At 32.9% G+C, this 16,661-nt stretch carries 16 protein-coding genes and 2 pseudogenes; all 18 read left to right on the top strand.

Annotation, left to right across the window (positions count from 1 at the left end):
* Positions 1-118: 118 nt before the first annotated feature.
* The 18 genes and pseudogenes from I6H46_RS07400 to I6H46_RS07490 all read left to right on the top strand — a co-directional run bounded on the left by I6H46_RS07400 (position 119) and on the right by I6H46_RS07490 (position 16,654).
* On the top strand, positions 119-319 hold the full coding sequence (locus tag I6H46_RS07400; RefSeq protein WP_019117797.1) for a helix-turn-helix domain-containing protein: 201 nt from the start codon (positions 119-121) through the stop codon (positions 317-319).
* A gap of 459 nt (positions 320-778) precedes the next feature.
* Entirely contained in the window at positions 779-976 is a 198-nt protein-coding gene (locus I6H46_RS07405; RefSeq protein WP_234287341.1) for a hypothetical protein, read from the top strand.
* 83 nt (positions 977-1,059) lie between these two features.
* Entirely contained in the window at positions 1,060-4,017 is a 2,958-nt protein-coding gene (locus I6H46_RS07410) for an McrB family protein (RefSeq protein ID WP_019117794.1), read from the top strand.
* A gap of 15 nt (positions 4,018-4,032) precedes the next feature.
* Positions 4,033-5,361 carry an McrC family protein gene (locus I6H46_RS07415; protein ID WP_019117793.1) on the top strand — a complete coding sequence of 443 codons (1,329 nt, stop codon included), beginning with the start codon at positions 4,033-4,035 and terminating at the stop codon, positions 5,359-5,361.
* 102 nt (positions 5,362-5,463) lie between these two features.
* Positions 5,464-5,670: a DUF7225 domain-containing protein gene (locus I6H46_RS07420; protein ID WP_019117792.1), complete on the top strand. Its 207-nt coding sequence runs from the start codon at positions 5,464-5,466 to the stop codon at positions 5,668-5,670.
* A gap of 277 nt (positions 5,671-5,947) precedes the next feature.
* Positions 5,948-6,226, top strand: coding sequence for a hypothetical protein (locus I6H46_RS07425; RefSeq protein WP_232618486.1), 279 nt, complete (start codon positions 5,948-5,950; stop codon positions 6,224-6,226).
* Between the two features lie 256 nt (positions 6,227-6,482).
* The gene (locus I6H46_RS07430; protein WP_019117790.1) at positions 6,483-6,623 is read left to right on the top strand and encodes a hypothetical protein; all 141 of its coding nucleotides are present in this window, start codon (positions 6,483-6,485) and stop codon (positions 6,621-6,623) included.
* 1,405 nt (positions 6,624-8,028) lie between these two features.
* Positions 8,029-8,211, top strand: coding sequence for a hypothetical protein (locus I6H46_RS07440; protein ID WP_019117788.1), 183 nt, complete (start codon positions 8,029-8,031; stop codon positions 8,209-8,211).
* Between the two features lie 4 nt (positions 8,212-8,215).
* Entirely contained in the window at positions 8,216-8,290 is a 75-nt protein-coding gene (locus I6H46_RS10125; protein ID WP_234287441.1) for a hypothetical protein, read from the top strand.
* A gap of 149 nt (positions 8,291-8,439) precedes the next feature.
* Positions 8,440-8,793 (top strand): transposase family protein, encoded by a 354-nt coding sequence (locus I6H46_RS10610; RefSeq protein WP_004838667.1) that lies wholly within the window; start codon positions 8,440-8,442, stop codon positions 8,791-8,793.
* Positions 8,790-8,945, top strand: a complete 156-nt coding sequence (locus tag I6H46_RS07455) for a hypothetical protein (protein WP_200225760.1) — start codon at positions 8,790-8,792, stop codon at positions 8,943-8,945. Before I6H46_RS10610 ends, I6H46_RS07455 begins: the two co-directional genes overlap by 4 nt.
* 112 nt (positions 8,946-9,057) lie before the next feature.
* Positions 9,058-9,126: pseudogene (locus tag I6H46_RS10615) on the top strand (hypothetical protein); the annotation flags it as partial.
* Positions 9,116-9,679: an ISL3 family transposase gene (locus I6H46_RS07465; RefSeq protein WP_004838669.1), complete on the top strand. Its 564-nt coding sequence runs from the start codon at positions 9,116-9,118 to the stop codon at positions 9,677-9,679. The pseudogene I6H46_RS10615 and the gene I6H46_RS07465, both read left to right, overlap by 11 nt.
* 740 nt (positions 9,680-10,419) lie before the next feature.
* Positions 10,420-11,660: pseudogene (locus I6H46_RS07470) on the top strand (IS256 family transposase).
* Between the two features lie 1,128 nt (positions 11,661-12,788).
* Positions 12,789-12,959, top strand: coding sequence for a hypothetical protein (locus I6H46_RS07475; RefSeq protein ID WP_004838672.1), 171 nt, complete (start codon positions 12,789-12,791; stop codon positions 12,957-12,959).
* Positions 12,960-13,471: 512 nt separating this feature from the next.
* Positions 13,472-13,705, top strand: a complete 234-nt coding sequence (locus tag I6H46_RS07480) for a helix-turn-helix domain-containing protein (protein WP_019117782.1) — start codon at positions 13,472-13,474, stop codon at positions 13,703-13,705.
* A gap of 279 nt (positions 13,706-13,984) precedes the next feature.
* Complete coding sequence (locus I6H46_RS07485; protein WP_019117781.1) at positions 13,985-14,794, top strand: hypothetical protein; 810 nt, start codon at positions 13,985-13,987, stop codon at positions 14,792-14,794.
* A gap of 9 nt (positions 14,795-14,803) precedes the next feature.
* Positions 14,804-16,654 (top strand): site-specific DNA-methyltransferase, encoded by a 1,851-nt coding sequence (locus tag I6H46_RS07490; protein ID WP_019117780.1) that lies wholly within the window; start codon positions 14,804-14,806, stop codon positions 16,652-16,654.
* The last annotated feature ends 7 nt before the right edge of the window (positions 16,655-16,661 follow it).

Below are 16,661 nucleotides of genomic sequence, written 5' to 3' on the forward strand. Positions count from 1 at the left end.
CTTTAACGATGTGCAAACATTGCATGTTGCACATTGAAAATATCAACCTTTTGGTTTATAATATGATTTAACGTTATTATGTTCTCAGAGAGTAATTTTAGATAGATAAGATGGAATTATGATTACGTCTAATTTAATTAAAAATCTATCTAAAGAAAAAGGAAAAAGTGTTGAAGATTTGGCACGTAGAATCGGTTATACTCCAAAGAATTTAAATAAAAATTTGAAACGAGAAACAGTAAGCACAAAGGAGCTAATGTTAATTGCAAATGAGATAGATGTAGTTTTTGAACAGTCACATATCCTGGGGAAATGGTAAAAGTTGGCTGTTTTGAGTGAGTTAAAAAAAACGGATAGCAAACTTTTTAATATTAGTAAGAGAAATAAGGGGTTTGATGTGGATGGTCTAAAGTAAAAAAGAACGCTTCAAAGAGGCGATTAAAAAGTTCATAGAGGAAAATCAAGAACAGCTGGAACCACGTTCATATTATCTGATCTATGAAGGGGAGAAATTTTTGTCTATTTATATTCGAGCTATGGCTTACTCAATTGTTACCGGAGAAGAGTTTTATCTTTGCGGATTTGGCGGAGGAACAGATACCATTATTTTTTTAAGAAATATTGATATACAGTTAAACAGGTAACTAATGATGACACCGAGGATAAATACAGTGTTAATGATGTGGTCTTGATTGCTGCAGCGTTATTAGCTGCAGAACAGTATACTATAAATCAGAATTCAATACGTGAAGACATGTTCCTTAAGCAGTCAGATATAGTGAAAAAAGCTCAATCGTTGATAACATGTGAAGTTGATTCTACCAGAGTTTCGCGGTGGGTTAATGTTGATAACGAAAAGCATACAAAAAATTATTTGAGAGCTGATTCGGCGGTTGATCCTACTGTAAGACGACTCTCAATCATGGATGAGTTTTCTGACAAATCATATCCTATAAGGATGAAGCATTTTAGATGAATTTGATATAAACGGTCTCCAGATGACAATGGAAGAATTATTCTTCTTTGTTAAGGAGACAATACCCAGAGGTGATAAAGAAAATGACAACTATTAATATCGATTACAAAGGAGTATTAGATTACTTGGATAATAACCAGGAAGTTCCATACTCTAATCCAGAGGAAGCCGGTGTAGATCAAGTAGAAAAGGATAGACTTCTAAAGGTTAAAGAAAAGGGACAAGCAGCAGTTGCTGAAATGAAGAAGATGGCAGCGCGTTGCGAGCAATTGTTTGGCTTGGATAAATGCTTGCCTATTTCATGGCTCGATGGCTCAAATACGAAGACCAGAAAGTATCTCTGGGCGCAGATAAAATATAAGGATTACACAGCTAATCCTGCTAGTATTTCTTTGTTTGTTGAGAAAAACAATGGCATGACAAGATACCGCATCAGTTTAGAAATAAAGAATGATGGTGCCAATAAGAAAACGATGGCATCATACCATTCTCATTTAGATATTCCTAAAGAAGATGGAATGGTTTACGTGTCTGGAAGTAACGAGTGGGGAAATCCAGCAATCATCACAGATTCAGTTGACCAGATTAAAGCAAAGATTGATTCAGGCGAAATTCGAAAGGTGCAGCTTTGTGTATATGTTGAGTCTGTAGAGGAAAAAATAAACGAACAGTACGATGCTGATGTAATGGCCGCAGTAAAAAAGATCATTCCATATTACGAACATGTTATTGGAAAATCCTCCACACCATCAACTGGGCGTGCATGGCTGTTAACCTGGAATCATGCAAACTGGGATTGGGCAAACTACAAAGCATGGTGTAAAGATACAAAGCTTGGAAATAAATTTATTGAGCCTTGGGCTTGTGCAAGTAAGCAACCTGTTGTTGGTGATGAAATTTTCTTAATAAAGACAGGTTCCAAACCTAGAGGAATTCTTGCTCATGGATATGTGGCAAAGGGAGCTTATGAAGCAGATCACTACGATCCTGAAAAAGCTGCAGCAGGAGTTAAAGCTAATCATATAGATGCAGAATACGACTGGATTCAAGATTATGATACAGAACCATTGTTGATGCAGGATGACCTTAAAATAAAATTTCCTGACCAGCAGTGGAGTCCAATGGGATCTGGTATTGAGATCAAATCAAGTGTTCTACCAGAGTTGAAAAAGATGTGGCTAGAACTAATTGGTAAGAAAGCCGAAGACGTTATATACTGGCCAAGCTTAGAAGAATATGATCCGGGAATCACAAAAGAAAAATGGATGGAATTGCTTAAGGATCCAAATGTTACAAATGAAGATAACCTAAGAATGTTTAAGATGATAATTGAACTAGGCGGTGAATCTACATGTATTAATCTATCTGAAATCTATGGTGGCTCAGATGTTTCATATAATAACTGGGGCCGTAACTTTGGCGAGAGAGTACATAGAAAGACGAATTGCCCACTTTTATCTGATGGCGATCGTCATCACTATTATGCGATTCCGTATGTCGGAAGATATATAATTGAAAAGGATAAGACTAGATATTCTTGGAAATTAAGAAGTGAGTTGGAGGAGGCGTTAAAGGAAATGGATTTATCTCACATTGATCTTACATCGGAGGAAGAATCAGTAATTGCATATGATAAAAATATGATCCTGTATGGACCCCCAGGAACAGGTAAAACATACAGCGCTGCAATTTACGCTGTGGCTATCTGTGATCAGCTTGCTCTGGATATTGTAAAAGCTATGGATTATGGCGAAGTGATGCTTCGTTATCGCGAGTTGTTAGCAACGGGTCGAGTTGCGTTTACTACATTCCATCAGTCTTATGGATATGAAGAATTCATAGAAGGTATCAAACCGGTATTAGATGACGGTTCTGATATTGGGTACACCATTGAAGATGGTGTGTTTAAAAAGTTCTGTGATGATGCTCGTATACCAGAGAATAATGATATTCAGTGTTTTGGAGATTTGTGGATAATTAGAAATAGAGCTGGAGATTCAGACGTGCCTTTTGATTATGAAGATTATCTACTAAAGAATGGTGTAATCATGGTAGAAACAAACGATGAATACGATAAGAGTCATTGCAACATGATTTCAAAAATGAAAAAGGGAGATTGGGTTGTACTGGGAAGAGGCTATAAGATCGCAGCACTGGGTGTGATTGATGATGAAGAAGTATCAGAGATCGACTGTGAACCGTTCCATTGGAAACGTGAGGTCAACTGGTTAGTAACCGGGTTATCAGCTACTTTCTCTGATATTGGCATTGTTGGTGGATGTTTCTCCAATTATGCAATCGCAAAATCAAAATATAAAGTTCAGAACTTCTACAAACTGATTAATGCTGAAAATAAAAAAGCCAAACCCCATGTATTTGTTATTGATGAAATCAACAGAGGTAATATTTCTAAGATACTTGGTGAACTTATTACCTTAATAGAGGATACAAAACGTGAAAGTATGGATGAGCAGGTAGCGGCGGTTCTTCCTTATTCTGGTGAGTCATTTAGTGTTCCATCTAATGTGTATATACTCGGAACAATGAATACCGCAGACCGTTCTATCGCATTGATGGATACTGCCCTTCGTAGAAGATTTCAGTTTGTGGAAATGATGCCTGATGCAGATGTCCTTAGAGATATCGGTGCAGATAAGGTAGACGATCTTGATGTTGCAGCTATGCTTGAAAAGATAAATGAACGTATTACCTTCCTTTATGATAGAGAGCACACAATTGGTCATGCATTCTTTACGAAGCTTGCAAAAGCTCCAACAATTGAAACCTTAAAGGTAATCTTTGAAAAATCTGTTATTCCACTCCTTCAGGAATACTTCTATGAGGATTATCAGAAGATTCAATTGGTTCTTGGAGATAACGGAAAGACAGATCCTTCAATAAAGTTCATTCTTGATGAAGAGGTTAAAGTAAAAAATATATTCAAGGGCAATGCAGATGATGTTATTGATCTTCCTGACAAGAAATACACCATCAACACTGAGGCATTTGAAAACCTTGAAAGTTACAAACAGATTATTTAAATCGTGGTGAAATAAATGGATAAATTGCTAGAGGTGCGAGAGTTCGATACAATTACTGGAAATGCTGATTTTGAAAATAATGAAAAATATAAATATCTTGATGTAGTGATATTCCATGACCTTGTGGAATTTATCCATGAATTCTCTGGAGATGAAGAAGATGCTGATGCATTGGATTTCATGCGCATTTCCTATAAACGTAATGTTGGTGATGTCATAACTATCAAGAATTACGTAGGCCTGATTCAGATGAATAATGGTTACCAGGTACATGTGCTTCCTAAGATTAGTTTTGATTCTGGCGAAGACGCCGGTAATAAGGAAACAAAAAGAATCTTCATGAAGATGCTAAAAAGTATGAAGGATTTTCCTAGTAAGGTATTTAACTACGGCAACTTAAAAGTGGAACGCATGAATCTCTACGAGATTTTTATAAACATGTATCTACAGGAAGTACGACAGCTAGTTAAGCGTGGCATTAAATTTGCATATGTTGTACAAGAAGATAACCTCAAATTCTATAAAGGGAAGCTTCTTACATGTCAGCATATAAAAACAAACATTGCGCATAAGGAAAGATTCTATGTAGCCTATGATGAATTCCATCCTAATAGATCAGAGAACAAACTAGTGAAAGCGACATTGCTTAAATTACAGAAGTTGACAACGAGTGCTGAAAACTCAAAAGAGATTAGACAGTTGTTAACAGCGTTTGAAATGGTGGAACCCTCAACGAATCATATGAAGGATTTTTCACAGGTGAAAATTGATAGAAATACGAAAGACTATGAAATGCTTTTGCAATGGTCTAAGGTATTTCTGATGAATAAATCATTTACAACATTTTCCGGCAAGAATACATCAAGAGCTCTGTTATTCCCAATGGAGAGTGTATACGAAAGCTATGTTGCGCAGCAGATGAAGAATGTGTTAAGACCGGCAGGGTGGGATGTGTCAAGCCAGGACAAAGGATACTATTTGTTTATGGAGCCAAGACGTCAGTTTGCACTTAGGCCAGATATAGTTTGTAAGAGAGGTGATAGAACAGTAATCATGGATACAAAATGGAAAAGTCTCATTAATAGTGAGCGTGCCAATTATGGTATTTCTCATAGTGACATGTATCAGATGTACGCGTACTCTAAGAAATATGAAACATCAGAGATATGGCTTCTATATCCATTGAATGATGAGATGCGTGATCATTATGATATAGTATTTGAATCTGGTGATGGAACGACAGTTAGACTGTATTTTGTTGATCTGACACGTATGCCAGAAACGTTGGAAGAGTTGAGAGATAAGTTGGAGGTGACTGAGTTATTACAATCGAGGAAAAAGTAACAGAGGTAATTAATGACTATGTCAGCTCAAACGTAACTGTATCGAAAATGATGCCTGATCAATTGTATAGTCTTGTAACTGCTACATATCCTATGATCAGAAATGGTTTTTCCAGCAGATTATTGCTACAACAGAACTAATGAAGGCATAGATTTTGAAAAGCACTCACATCTTTTTGAAAAAGATGATGATGGAAGCTATGTCGTTTTAGGTGAAAATTATCAATATTCTGGTCCTGTATATTGCAGATGTAGATGTGAAACAGAAGGCAGTATAAGTGGATTATGGACAAATGGTTTATATGAATAAGGGGCTGCAGTTGTAGATATTACAGCACTTCGTCATAGTGATTTATTTGAGGGCATTAAAAGTGCGCTTAAGATAACACCAGTAAACGTATCGATAGAGAAGAATGAGGTTACGATACGTTTACAAGAGTTGTTATTTTGCAGAATTAGTGTCGAGGAAAAAGTATATAAAATATCCAATGCGACGACAGAGTGGTCTCAAAAGACTTCGTATCATTGTAAACCAGCATCAGATGATACGTGGTTCTACTATTTGGAGACAATTGAATAGAGTATTTGTGAAGTTAAACGTCTTTGTATCATTTAAAATTCAAAAACTTGGCAAGTCTGCAAAAGCTACTAACCATACAAGTGAATTGAGTCAGGTGGTTTCTGCTAAGGCTTTTGAAAATGCATATACACATTTTATTGAGCAGGCAGATAGAAATACAGAATCAAAGAAGGCACAAGGATCGAAGGTCCCATACGGTTTTAAAGAGAGACCAAATTGCGATGGGCCATATTTTAAAGCTCAATATGGTCAAGGTACTCCAAGTGCAGCACCTCATATGAATTAGTGGGTTGTATCGGATATACTACCTTCCTGAGAATGGAAATATTATCTTGGGTATTCAGGAGGGTAGATATCCTCATTTAAAGGATATTAAAATCAAACCATTCCGATATGACCAGGTTGGAAATAAGAAGGTGAGCACTGCGGTATTCTATGCAGCACATAAAAATTATGTGAATTATGGGGAGCTATATGAGATATTTCTCCAGGTTTGCGAAGAGGTAATGCTGCTAGGCTTAAAGTAGAGGAGATTCACGTCTATGATGATTAGCCCGGAAATGTATGTGGAATATTTTAAATACACATCTTATCAAGAAATGATAAAAGAGCGTGATAGTATGATTCGATACATTCGCAAACATGAAAAACTTAAAAAAGCAGGAGATCGTTCAAGTGAATAGTGGATGATTCATCCGCAGCCGGATGTGAGATATTAGACGTATATGGATTATTTGGACGCACTACTTTTATTTATTATAAAGAAATATAACGAAGAATATGACTGGGTAGATAAGAAACTTTTAGAGTCAGAGTAAGAAAGCTATATGTTTAATCCTGGATTAAGTATTGGAGAGATATTAAAAAACTCAGATATTATAGACACCTTCAAATGTGGCAATATGGGTGGGATGCGTCGTTCAAAAACGACTAATACACTGGTTTTGATATCTGATATACTAAGAGTATTTATCATGATAAATGAATCGGTGGTGTCCTCTTCACTATACAGGTATGTGTATGAATGGTGATCAGGATATTCATTGGTCCCAGAACACGACACTTACTGGTTATGGTTATAATGGTGTTGATATTCATCTGTTTGAGGTTATGGATGCCGGTGAATACATTTATTGTGGAAGAATTGAATTGGTATCGAAATCGTAAATGGATATTTATCCAGATGAAGATGGTAATGACTGTAAGGTTTGGATGTTTTATATCCGTCCGATTCCCGATAATGATGTAAAAGACCTACCATGCTTGTCTTTAAGGATATATAAGATTATAAGGCGCACGGAAAGAATGTAGATGCTGAGTATACAAAAATGATGGCGGAAGAAAAAAGAAAGGTATTAAGAACTCAGTCTTTGTAGTTCACATAGTTAAAAAACCGGAAACAAAGCCTCAAGTTGTGATTCCAGCAGATATTGTTGAAAATCAGGTGAAACATAAAACATTCGATATTGGAGTTATCTCTGCCATCGAAGGAACTTCAATTGCGGTACAGTTTGATAAGGTAGGTATAAAGAAGATGGGATATGAATTCCGCATGTAAAAGAAACTGTTGGAGTTTATTTAATTTACGGGTATCACAATGAATAAAAAAAGAAAACTATTCTTAGATTATGTTTGTATAAATGAATACACCATCTTAGAGATGCCTTGGAGACAACGACGATGGATTTTCTGTAGCTATTTATTCCGATGGAAGGCTAGTCTATAAAACATATATTTTTGATGAAATAGAGAAAACAAACAGAAAATTCAAAATAGATTCAAATTCTGCAGAGAGCATATTAGAAGTTTTCTCTACTATTAATTAGACATTAATGCGTTTGATGAACACATAGATAATGGTTCTTGTGATGGGGATGAAAACCTTTTTTATCTTTAATGGAAAGAGAATAATTATATAGAATATTGACTATTCAAATGAAGATGAAATAAATAAAGTAAAACTTGAATGTTTCTAAGCATATCTTCCAGTGATGAAGCAATAGAACTTAATGATTGAGATTTTTGCTAAGGTGTCTGAGATTCTTGAAACACAGGTGATTTATCTTCTAATTTACGAGGCTAACTTTAGTGAAGATAATTAGAGTTGTTTCTGCTGTTATCTGCAGTAAAGATAAGATATTTTCAACGGATAAAGACTATAATGAGAACTATGATAATTTGATTTGTGAAATAGATTTTGTACTAGAATTTGAAAAAAGAACAATTAATAAATTTACACTCGATCTTGCACAAATTAGAAGAGCCTTATAAAGAAGTGTTTACGCTAAGAAATTTTGCAGAATTATCTTTTAAAAAAATTGGAGAAATATTTGGAAAATCAGATGAGTAGCAAGAGTAGTATTTTATGGGTCTATAATAAATCGTGTTGGTGAAAGTAAATGATACTTTTACTAATACGATTTTTTTTGTAAAATAAAAGACATATTTAATCATTTACCTTACAATTAAATTAAGTAAAATCTAGAAAGGAGATTAAATATGTCTATAAACTATTTTATTACAAATTTACTAAATATTAAAGATGATAACTTAACTTTTTTGGATGGTATACATCATAAACTTATTAAGGGCGTTAATTATTCTGTTGTTAATGCTAAACTCAAGTATTCAAATGAGCCTTGTCCTCATTGTGGTTGTAAGGATGAGTCTTTGATTATTAAATATGGTTTTAAGTTATCTCATGTTAGATTCTCTAAGGTAGGTGATTATCCTCTTATCATTGATTTAAAGAAACAAAAGATGTTTTGCAAGAAGTGTGGGCATTATTTTCTTGTATTTCTAATCAACTTAAAAAATCTATTTTTAGTGATCTTACTAGGAAACTTTCTATGAAAGACATTGCTTTTGATAATTTTGTTTCTTCTAATACTGTTGCTAGAATACTTGCTAAGTTTGATAATTCTTTTAATGTTGATTTTAATCTTTTACCTAAGCATTTGTGTTTTGATGAGTTTAAATCTACTCGTGATGCTAAGGGGCTATGAGTTTCATTTTTTGTGATGCTGATAATCATAAGATTATTGATATTGTTGAAAACAGGCAGCTTCTTTTTTAAAGAGATATTTTTATTCTTTTAATAAGTCGGTTAGGGATAAGGTTGAATCTATTTGTATTGATATCTACAGCCCTTATATTTCTTTGATTAAAGACTTATTTGTTAATTAAGATTATTATTGATAGGTTTCATATTGTTAATCTCTTTACTAGGTCTTTTAATCATACTAGGATTAATACTATGAACAGTTTTTCTACTTATTCTTTTGAATACAAAAGACTTAAGAGATATTGGAAATGCTTTTTAAAACCTTTTAGGTTACTTGATCCTATTCATTTTTTAAAACAGGTTCATTTTCCTGATAGGATGGTTTCTAGTGTGGATATTGTTGAAGAAAGTATTGGGTGTAATGAGATTTTAAAGTGTTCTTATGATTGTTATCAGTTAATTAGGGAAGATATTGAAAAGAGAGATTTTGATTTTTTTAAAAATCATTTGGAGTATTTCAAGGATATGGTTAGTGACATAATGAAAGTTTCTATTGATACTTGTTTTAAATATATTGATTTAATCGAAAATTCTTTCAAATATGAGTATTCTAATGGAGTTATTGAGGGTATTAACAACTTCATAAAGGCTTTAAAGCGAATTTCTTTTGGTTTTAAGAGATTTGTGAATTTTAGGACTAGAATTTTTATTACTAGGAATTTATTGAGTAGATAATTTAGAAAAATTTATCAGGGGTAGAAATTTCTACCCCTGATAAATGAATTTGTTAATTATTGTTTACCAACACGATTTGACAAAGAGCATATTTTATAGGGCAAAAAAAGTTAATGGAGTAATATCATGAAAATTTCTTTTAAAATTATTGAAGATCTTCTTCCCCTATATATAGATGATGTATGTAGCTAAGAAAGTAAGGCAATGATAGAAGAACATTTGTCTGAATGTATCAATGTGTACTGAAAAATTCAATTAAATTAAATCTGTCTATATCCCTAATGAAAATATATAGATGAATTTAAAAGAAGCAGAGCCATTAGAAATCTATCTAGAGAATGAAATAAATAACTACTTGGCTCATCAATGCTTAAAGAGCTATATTCACATTTTAAATTACGTCTGCAATACTTTTAATAGATTATATATTTGTGGGATTTAAAATAAGTTAATAATATTGGGTATTCATATAAAATTTAAAAGTAAGAATGAAATATTCTATTATTTATATTATTCATATTTGTAGTAAGTTTTGTTGCGATCAAAACTATGTAGGAAGAAAGAGGTGTACTCATGTATAGAATGATGGTTAAGAATGTTACAAAAAAATATATGAATAATTAGATTTTAGAAAACGTACCTTTTTGTATGGAAACATGCTAGGAAAAAGAGTATGTGTAAAATTATGTGTATATAACCTCCTGGTTAGGGTAAAGAAAAACTAATCAGGAGGAATTTTTATGCCAAGAAAAAGACCAGAAACAAGAAGAAGCAAAATAGCAAAAATGTTAATTGAAGAATATCAGCCTCAAAATGCACAAGATATACAAGAAGCTTTAAAAGACCTTTTAGGCGATACAATGGAAGAACTTTTAAAAGCAGAATTAGATGAACATTTAGACTATGAATATGGAGAAAAACCACTTTCCTTAAATACAAGAAATTGTACTAGTAAAAAAACAGTTAGATCATCATATGGCAACATAGATTTAAACATACCAAGAGATAGAGAAGCAACATTTGAACCACAAGCATTAAGAAAATATGAAAAAGACATATCAAACATAGAAAACTAAATAATATCAATGTATGGCAAAGGAATGACAACAAGAGACATATCAAGTCACATCAAAGATATTTATGGCTTTGGCATATCAGAAACAATGTTAAGTAAAATAACCAATAAAATCCTACCAACAATAGAAGAGTGGCAAAATAGACCACTAGAGAGAATCTATCCAATTGTCTTTTTAGACGCCATACACTATCACGTAAGAGAAAACAACATAGTAGTAAAAAAAGCAGTATACATTGCCCTAGGCTACAACCTAGAAGGTTTTAAAGAAATCTCCTAGGCATGTGGGTAGGCGAAAATGAATCAAGCAAATACTGGCTTTTAGTATTAAACGGTCTAAAAGAAAGAGGATTAGAAAATGTATTAATATTCTCAACAGACAATCTGCCAGGATTTAGTGAGTTATAGAATCAGTATATCCAAAAGCAGAAATCCACCCAAAAAGCGTTGGGAAAATCATGTATAATCCACCAAATAAGAAACTCAACAAAATATGTATCCTACAAAGACATAAAAGAATTAATGAAAGACCTAAAAGCAGTATACAAAGCATCAACAGAAGACTTAGCCTTAACAAATCTAGGAATCTTTGAAGAAAAATGGAGTAAAAAATATCCAATGTGTGTAAGCTCATGGAAAAACAACTGGACAGAACTATCCACATATTTTAAATATCCAGAAGGAATAAGAAAACTAATATATACGACGAATGCCATGGAAAACTTCAATAGGCAACTAAGAAAAGTTACTAAAAACAAGACAATATTTCCAAATGACTATGCCCTACAAAAAAGCTTGTACCTTGCAATGGTAGATGCCTCAAGTAAATGGACAAGTAGAATACGTGGTTGGGATCAAATCCTATACCAATTATCAATATTTTTGAAGGGAGGTTCTAAAAATTAAAACAGAAAAATCATGTAAAATCAGCTGCAAATTTTCATGAAAATTTGACAGTTTATTAAGCTCAAGTAAAATTAAGAAAAGCTCCATTTCTTAGGAATGGACAAATATTGATACATAAAAAATGTATCAACCCTTACCCTTATATCAGGATTTAGGTTGATACACAAAATTATTTACAGACCCAAATTCCCAAACACTGAAAAAAACTCAGTGTTTGGGAATTTTTTTGTACCTATACATATCATTTTAACATTTACCTTGAGTTCTGATTTTAACTCAATAGTGCAGTAGTCAAGGTAAATTATAATATGTTTAAACCATCACCTTACTAGTATTTTATCAAATTCTTTAAGATAAGTATCCTTTTTTTAATAAAGTATTGTAGTTCAGTTATGAGGTTTAGCTGTTTATTATCTTGTACCGTATTCATTGAAGCTTGCTGGCATTTTTTTCTGAGCGCAAAAATCTGGTTTGCAATATCATCATAGGTTTATTTATTGTGGCTCTTTTAACAAGCTCATGCTGAAATTACATAAGCTTCTTATAAATATCATCAGTGAATATAGTAGCAGAAATTTTGATGACTGATGCAATGTTTTGCTGTAACTGTTTTTGATATTTTGTTTTATCACTAAGAAGTTCACTCAAAGATACAAGTATAATTAATTTCAGGTCAAGCTCATTGATAATTCTAGCATTGTATTTATGGCTGTAGGATTCTAGACTGCTGATTCAGTTCCAAACGATGTGGTAGCTAGTATTAATATCTGATCTAAACAGTTTAATATCTTGCCAAGGGAATGCTATATTCTTCATTGAATCAGTAATAAAAAAATATTTTGCATTCGTAAATAATTTATAAGCGTTAACTTGTAAAATATTGAAAAACGCGAAAAAGTGTGTTATACTTTAAAAAATCTATTTTAACTCTTTTAAGTATGATTCAATTATGGAAAATCTGATATTTTTAAGTTTGACCGTGCGTAACTGTGGTTTGACCAAAAAGGTTAAAGGGGGTGGATAGTGTATTTTCATTAGATAGCTGGAAAATTAAAGACTTATATGTCACTGTCAGAACGCGGTGGGATTTTTGTTTTGCAGCTTGTTGGAGACACATTATATGACCTGATGACTGACGGAGAAGAAAAAATGTATGTGAGTGATAAGTTCAATCAAGTAACTAAATTGTTCTTAAATATGCAATACCAAATTTTTAAAGGCAAAAAGTATATTTTAAAGAACAGGGATGGATTGATTTGTAGTAGGTACGATGAGGCTGATTTTGCTGAAGAAATATAGGATATTTATAATTTAGATAAAGATCATTTACAAAGCTTTCTAGCTTGAAGATATATTACAGTTGAAATAGAGATGACCATGCAAGATATTATTAATCAGATTTTTCGTCGCTTATCCAAAGGTATATATGATGTTGATATTCAGATTAATATTTATGAGACGAATCCTAGTCTAAATAACCTTGCTGAAATAGAGTATACTTTGAAGATGGAAAACTTATCATTGATTGGGAAACTATTGAGTTTTATATAAATTTAAGGCTATTTAAGGTATGTCTAATACGGGTAAAACTTTGACGCTAAGATATGTTTATTATTTATTTAGCTTTGATAAGAATAAGTTTTTATTTTTGACAAGTTATCGTGAAGAGGATCGAATTAAAGAGGATACATTGAAGAATGGATTATATTAATAATTTATCATTCATAAAGGTTGACTACATATTATGGTGAGTATAGGCACGTTTAAGTATTTAATTCAATTTGGAGGAAATACCTCCCGAAGGAGATGGAATGAAACTATCATATAAAAAATTATGGGTAAAACTTGTAGAAGAAGACATGAAGAAAACTGAGTTCGCAAAGAATGCAGGCATTAGTTCGGCTTCGTTGGCAAAACTAGGTAAAGGAGCTAATATAACAACGGATTTGCTACTTAAAATATGCGAGTATTTAAAATGTGATATAGGAGATATTGTCGAAGTTGTTCCAGATGATACAACAGATGAATCAAAAGAGCCCAAATAAATGGATGTCTGAACGACTATAACAGAATGCGTGGCTGTGTAGACAGTCGAAAATATAAATTAGCCTGATTATTCATACTATTTAAAGAGGATGAAATCTATGGAAGTAAAAGTATTTGATAACATTACGGAAATAGTACGTTGCACGAAATGAACAGAAGCAGGCGATTCAAAAGAAGATAGCAACACTTCAAGATAAAATTAGTAAAGAAAAACAGCTTAATAAAAAGATAGACTTAAATGCTAAAATTAAGAAATTAAAAAAATTGGAGGGGGATTGATGTATAGACCGTCAATGTATGACAAGCATGATGAAACAATGCTAAAATTTGTAGAAAAATTTAATGGAAGTTTGGTTTGCAAAAATATAGAAATGCGCCCAAACAAAGTTGAAACTTACGATAACGATGGAATATTCATAGATATTTATACGAATCAATCAATAGGTTACGATTGGGAGTATCGAGACAGGTATTTCGAGCATTGTAAACTGGAATTCGATACTTTAGGTCAATATGAAAGAAAACTCGAAAAAAAATCGATCCAGATATCACTACAGTGTGACTCGACTGAGACAGGAATTGCTGTTGGATGGCATGAAGATTGGCTTCAGGAAGAAAGAGAAAGAAGAGCATTAAGGACAGATTCTTCATGGAAGGAAAATGCTTCAATAAGGTATACTAATAAATTTAAAATATATAGTTTTTCTAAGATAGATTTATTCAAGAATATGGTTGCAAGTGCAATGAGACTTCAAGAATATTCATCTAAAATATTTAAAATAATGACTGAAACAATGAATAGTGGGATAGCTGTCTCTAGAACTAATATGCCTCAAACAAAACAGTTATCATCACACGAAGCAAAATCAAAGAGTAATGCGAAGACGCTTGTTGATTTTTTTAAGAGTAAAGGTCTTGAAATTGTTGATAAAAGACCAAATGGAGGATGTCTTTGGGTAATAGGTAATGAAAATGAGATAGGTTTAGTCGTAAGAGAAGCTTGCAGAAAGTTTCATGTGGGTGGAAATTATGGTACTGAAAAAGAAATATGTCAAAAACAAGGTTGGTTTACTAGAGCAAGAAAATAGGGGGGGATCATGGAAAAAATGAATTTTGAAACCGTTTCAGGCGAAGAAAAAAATATAGCATTGCTTGCCGGATTATTTCCAAATTGTGTAACTGAAGGAATGGACCAAAGTGGAAATCTTGTAAAAAAAGTTAATTTCGAATTGCTTAAACAAATGTTATCTGCAGATATGGAAGATTTTTCAGAGAGTTATGAATTTACATGGCCTGGAAAAAGAGGAGCCATTGTCGAAGCAAATAAACCAATAAGAATGACCTTGAGACCTTGTATAGAAGATAGTAAAAATTGGAATGATACAGAAAATCTTTATATTGAAGGAGACAATCTATCGGTATTAAAACTTCTACAAGAAAGTTATCTTGGTAAAATTAAAATGATATATATAGATCCTCCATATAATACAGGAAGTGATTTGATATATATAGATGACTTTGTTGTCGATATTGAAGAATATAATTCATCTATAGGTTTACATGATGATGAAGGACTAAAATTATATAGAAACACTGAATCAAATGGAAGATTTCATTCATACTGGTGTTCAATGATATATTCTCGTCTTATGATAGCTAGGAATCTTCTAGCATCGGATGGTGTAATTTTTATTTCTATTGATGATAACGAACAGGCTAATCTTAAGAAAATATGCGATGAAGTTTTTGGCGAGTCTAATAATGTGGGAGAAATCATTAGAAAAACAAAGTCAATGACAGCTGATAATGGTAGTGGTTTAAATTTGCAACATGAAGTTTTATTAGTATATGCTAAGGATAAAAATCAGGTTGTTCTTCAAGGTGAACCCAAGGCATTTGATAATTATTCTAATCCAGATAATGATCCGAATGGAGAATGGTGTGCGGGCGACCCAAGTGCTAAAAGCGGTGGATCATCTACTTATTTTGAGATTGAGAATCCATATACTCATAAAAAGGATTTTCCGCCTATGGGTAGATATTGGGCTTTCTCAAAAGAAACATTACAGCGATATATAAGTGATGGAAAAATCAAATTTAAGAAGAATTATCGAGAAAAAGAAAGAGGATTCATATTTAAGCGTTATAAGAAAGATGCTACTAGCTTATTTGAACCAGTTAATAGCCTGTTTGGCATTGAAAATGAGTATATGAATCAAGCAGCAACAGTTGAAGTAAAAAAGCTTTTCGGAAATGATGTATTTAGCTATCCTAAACCAGTTGCTTTTATACAAAAATTGATAAAGTATGCAACAGACAAGGAATCTATTATATTGGATTTCTTCTCGGGAAGTGCTACAACTGCTCAAGCTGTTATGGAGCAAAATGCTGCGGACGGAGGAAATAGAAAATTTATTATGGTGCAATTACAGGAACAAGTTGATGAGAAAAAAGGAGCTTATAAGGCTGGTTACGAAACGTTGTGTGATGTGGGGAGAGATAGAATAAGTTTAGTCGCTGAAACCATTAATAAAGATATTGATGATGGATACAGAACATTTATTCTCGATTCTACCAATATGAATGATGTTTACTACAGCCCATCAGAATACAGTCAAGAAATACTTTCAACTCTTGAATCTAATGTTAAATCTGATCGTAATGACCTTGATTTATTGTTCGGATGTCTTCTTGAATGGGGACTTCCTTTATCGCTTCCATACAGCTCTGAGCAGATTGATGGATGTACAGTTCATAACTATAACGAAGGCGACCTTATTGCTTGTTTTGATAAAAATGTTCCGGATAGTGTGATTAAGGAAATTGCAAGGAGACAGCCTCTTCGTGCAGTATTCCGTGACAGCAGTTTTGAAAACAGTCCTTCAAAGATTAATGTTGGAGAAATCTTTAAATTGATGGCACCTGACACAAGAGTAAAGGTTATTTAAGGAGATT

This window comes from Anaerococcus obesiensis, assembly GCF_016599815.1.
Lineage (GTDB): Bacteria > Bacillota > Clostridia > Tissierellales > Peptoniphilaceae > Anaerococcus > Anaerococcus vaginalis.

What these genes read in the sequence shown, in the direction of transcription:
- I6H46_RS07400 (WP_019117797.1), top strand. Translation starts at nt 119, where the DNA reads ATGATTACGTCTAATTTAATTAAAAATCTATCTAAAGAAAAAGGAAAA.
- I6H46_RS07410 (WP_019117794.1), top strand. Translation starts at nt 1,060, where the DNA reads ATGACAACTATTAATATCGATTACAAAGGAGTATTAGATTACTTGGAT.
- I6H46_RS07415 (WP_019117793.1), top strand. Translation starts at nt 4,033, where the DNA reads ATGGATAAATTGCTAGAGGTGCGAGAGTTCGATACAATTACTGGAAAT.
- I6H46_RS07420 (WP_019117792.1), top strand. Translation starts at nt 5,464, where the DNA reads ATGGTTTTTCCAGCAGATTATTGCTACAACAGAACTAATGAAGGCATA.
- I6H46_RS07430 (WP_019117790.1), top strand. Translation starts at nt 6,483, where the DNA reads ATGATGATTAGCCCGGAAATGTATGTGGAATATTTTAAATACACATCT.
- I6H46_RS10610 (WP_004838667.1), top strand. Translation starts at nt 8,440, where the DNA reads ATGTCTATAAACTATTTTATTACAAATTTACTAAATATTAAAGATGAT.
- I6H46_RS07455 (WP_200225760.1), top strand. Translation starts at nt 8,790, where the DNA reads ATGAAAGACATTGCTTTTGATAATTTTGTTTCTTCTAATACTGTTGCT.
- I6H46_RS07475 (WP_004838672.1), top strand. Translation starts at nt 12,789, where the DNA reads ATGACTGACGGAGAAGAAAAAATGTATGTGAGTGATAAGTTCAATCAA.
- I6H46_RS07480 (WP_019117782.1), top strand. Translation starts at nt 13,472, where the DNA reads ATGAAACTATCATATAAAAAATTATGGGTAAAACTTGTAGAAGAAGAC.
- I6H46_RS07485 (WP_019117781.1), top strand. Translation starts at nt 13,985, where the DNA reads ATGTATAGACCGTCAATGTATGACAAGCATGATGAAACAATGCTAAAA.
- I6H46_RS07490 (WP_019117780.1), top strand. Translation starts at nt 14,804, where the DNA reads ATGGAAAAAATGAATTTTGAAACCGTTTCAGGCGAAGAAAAAAATATA.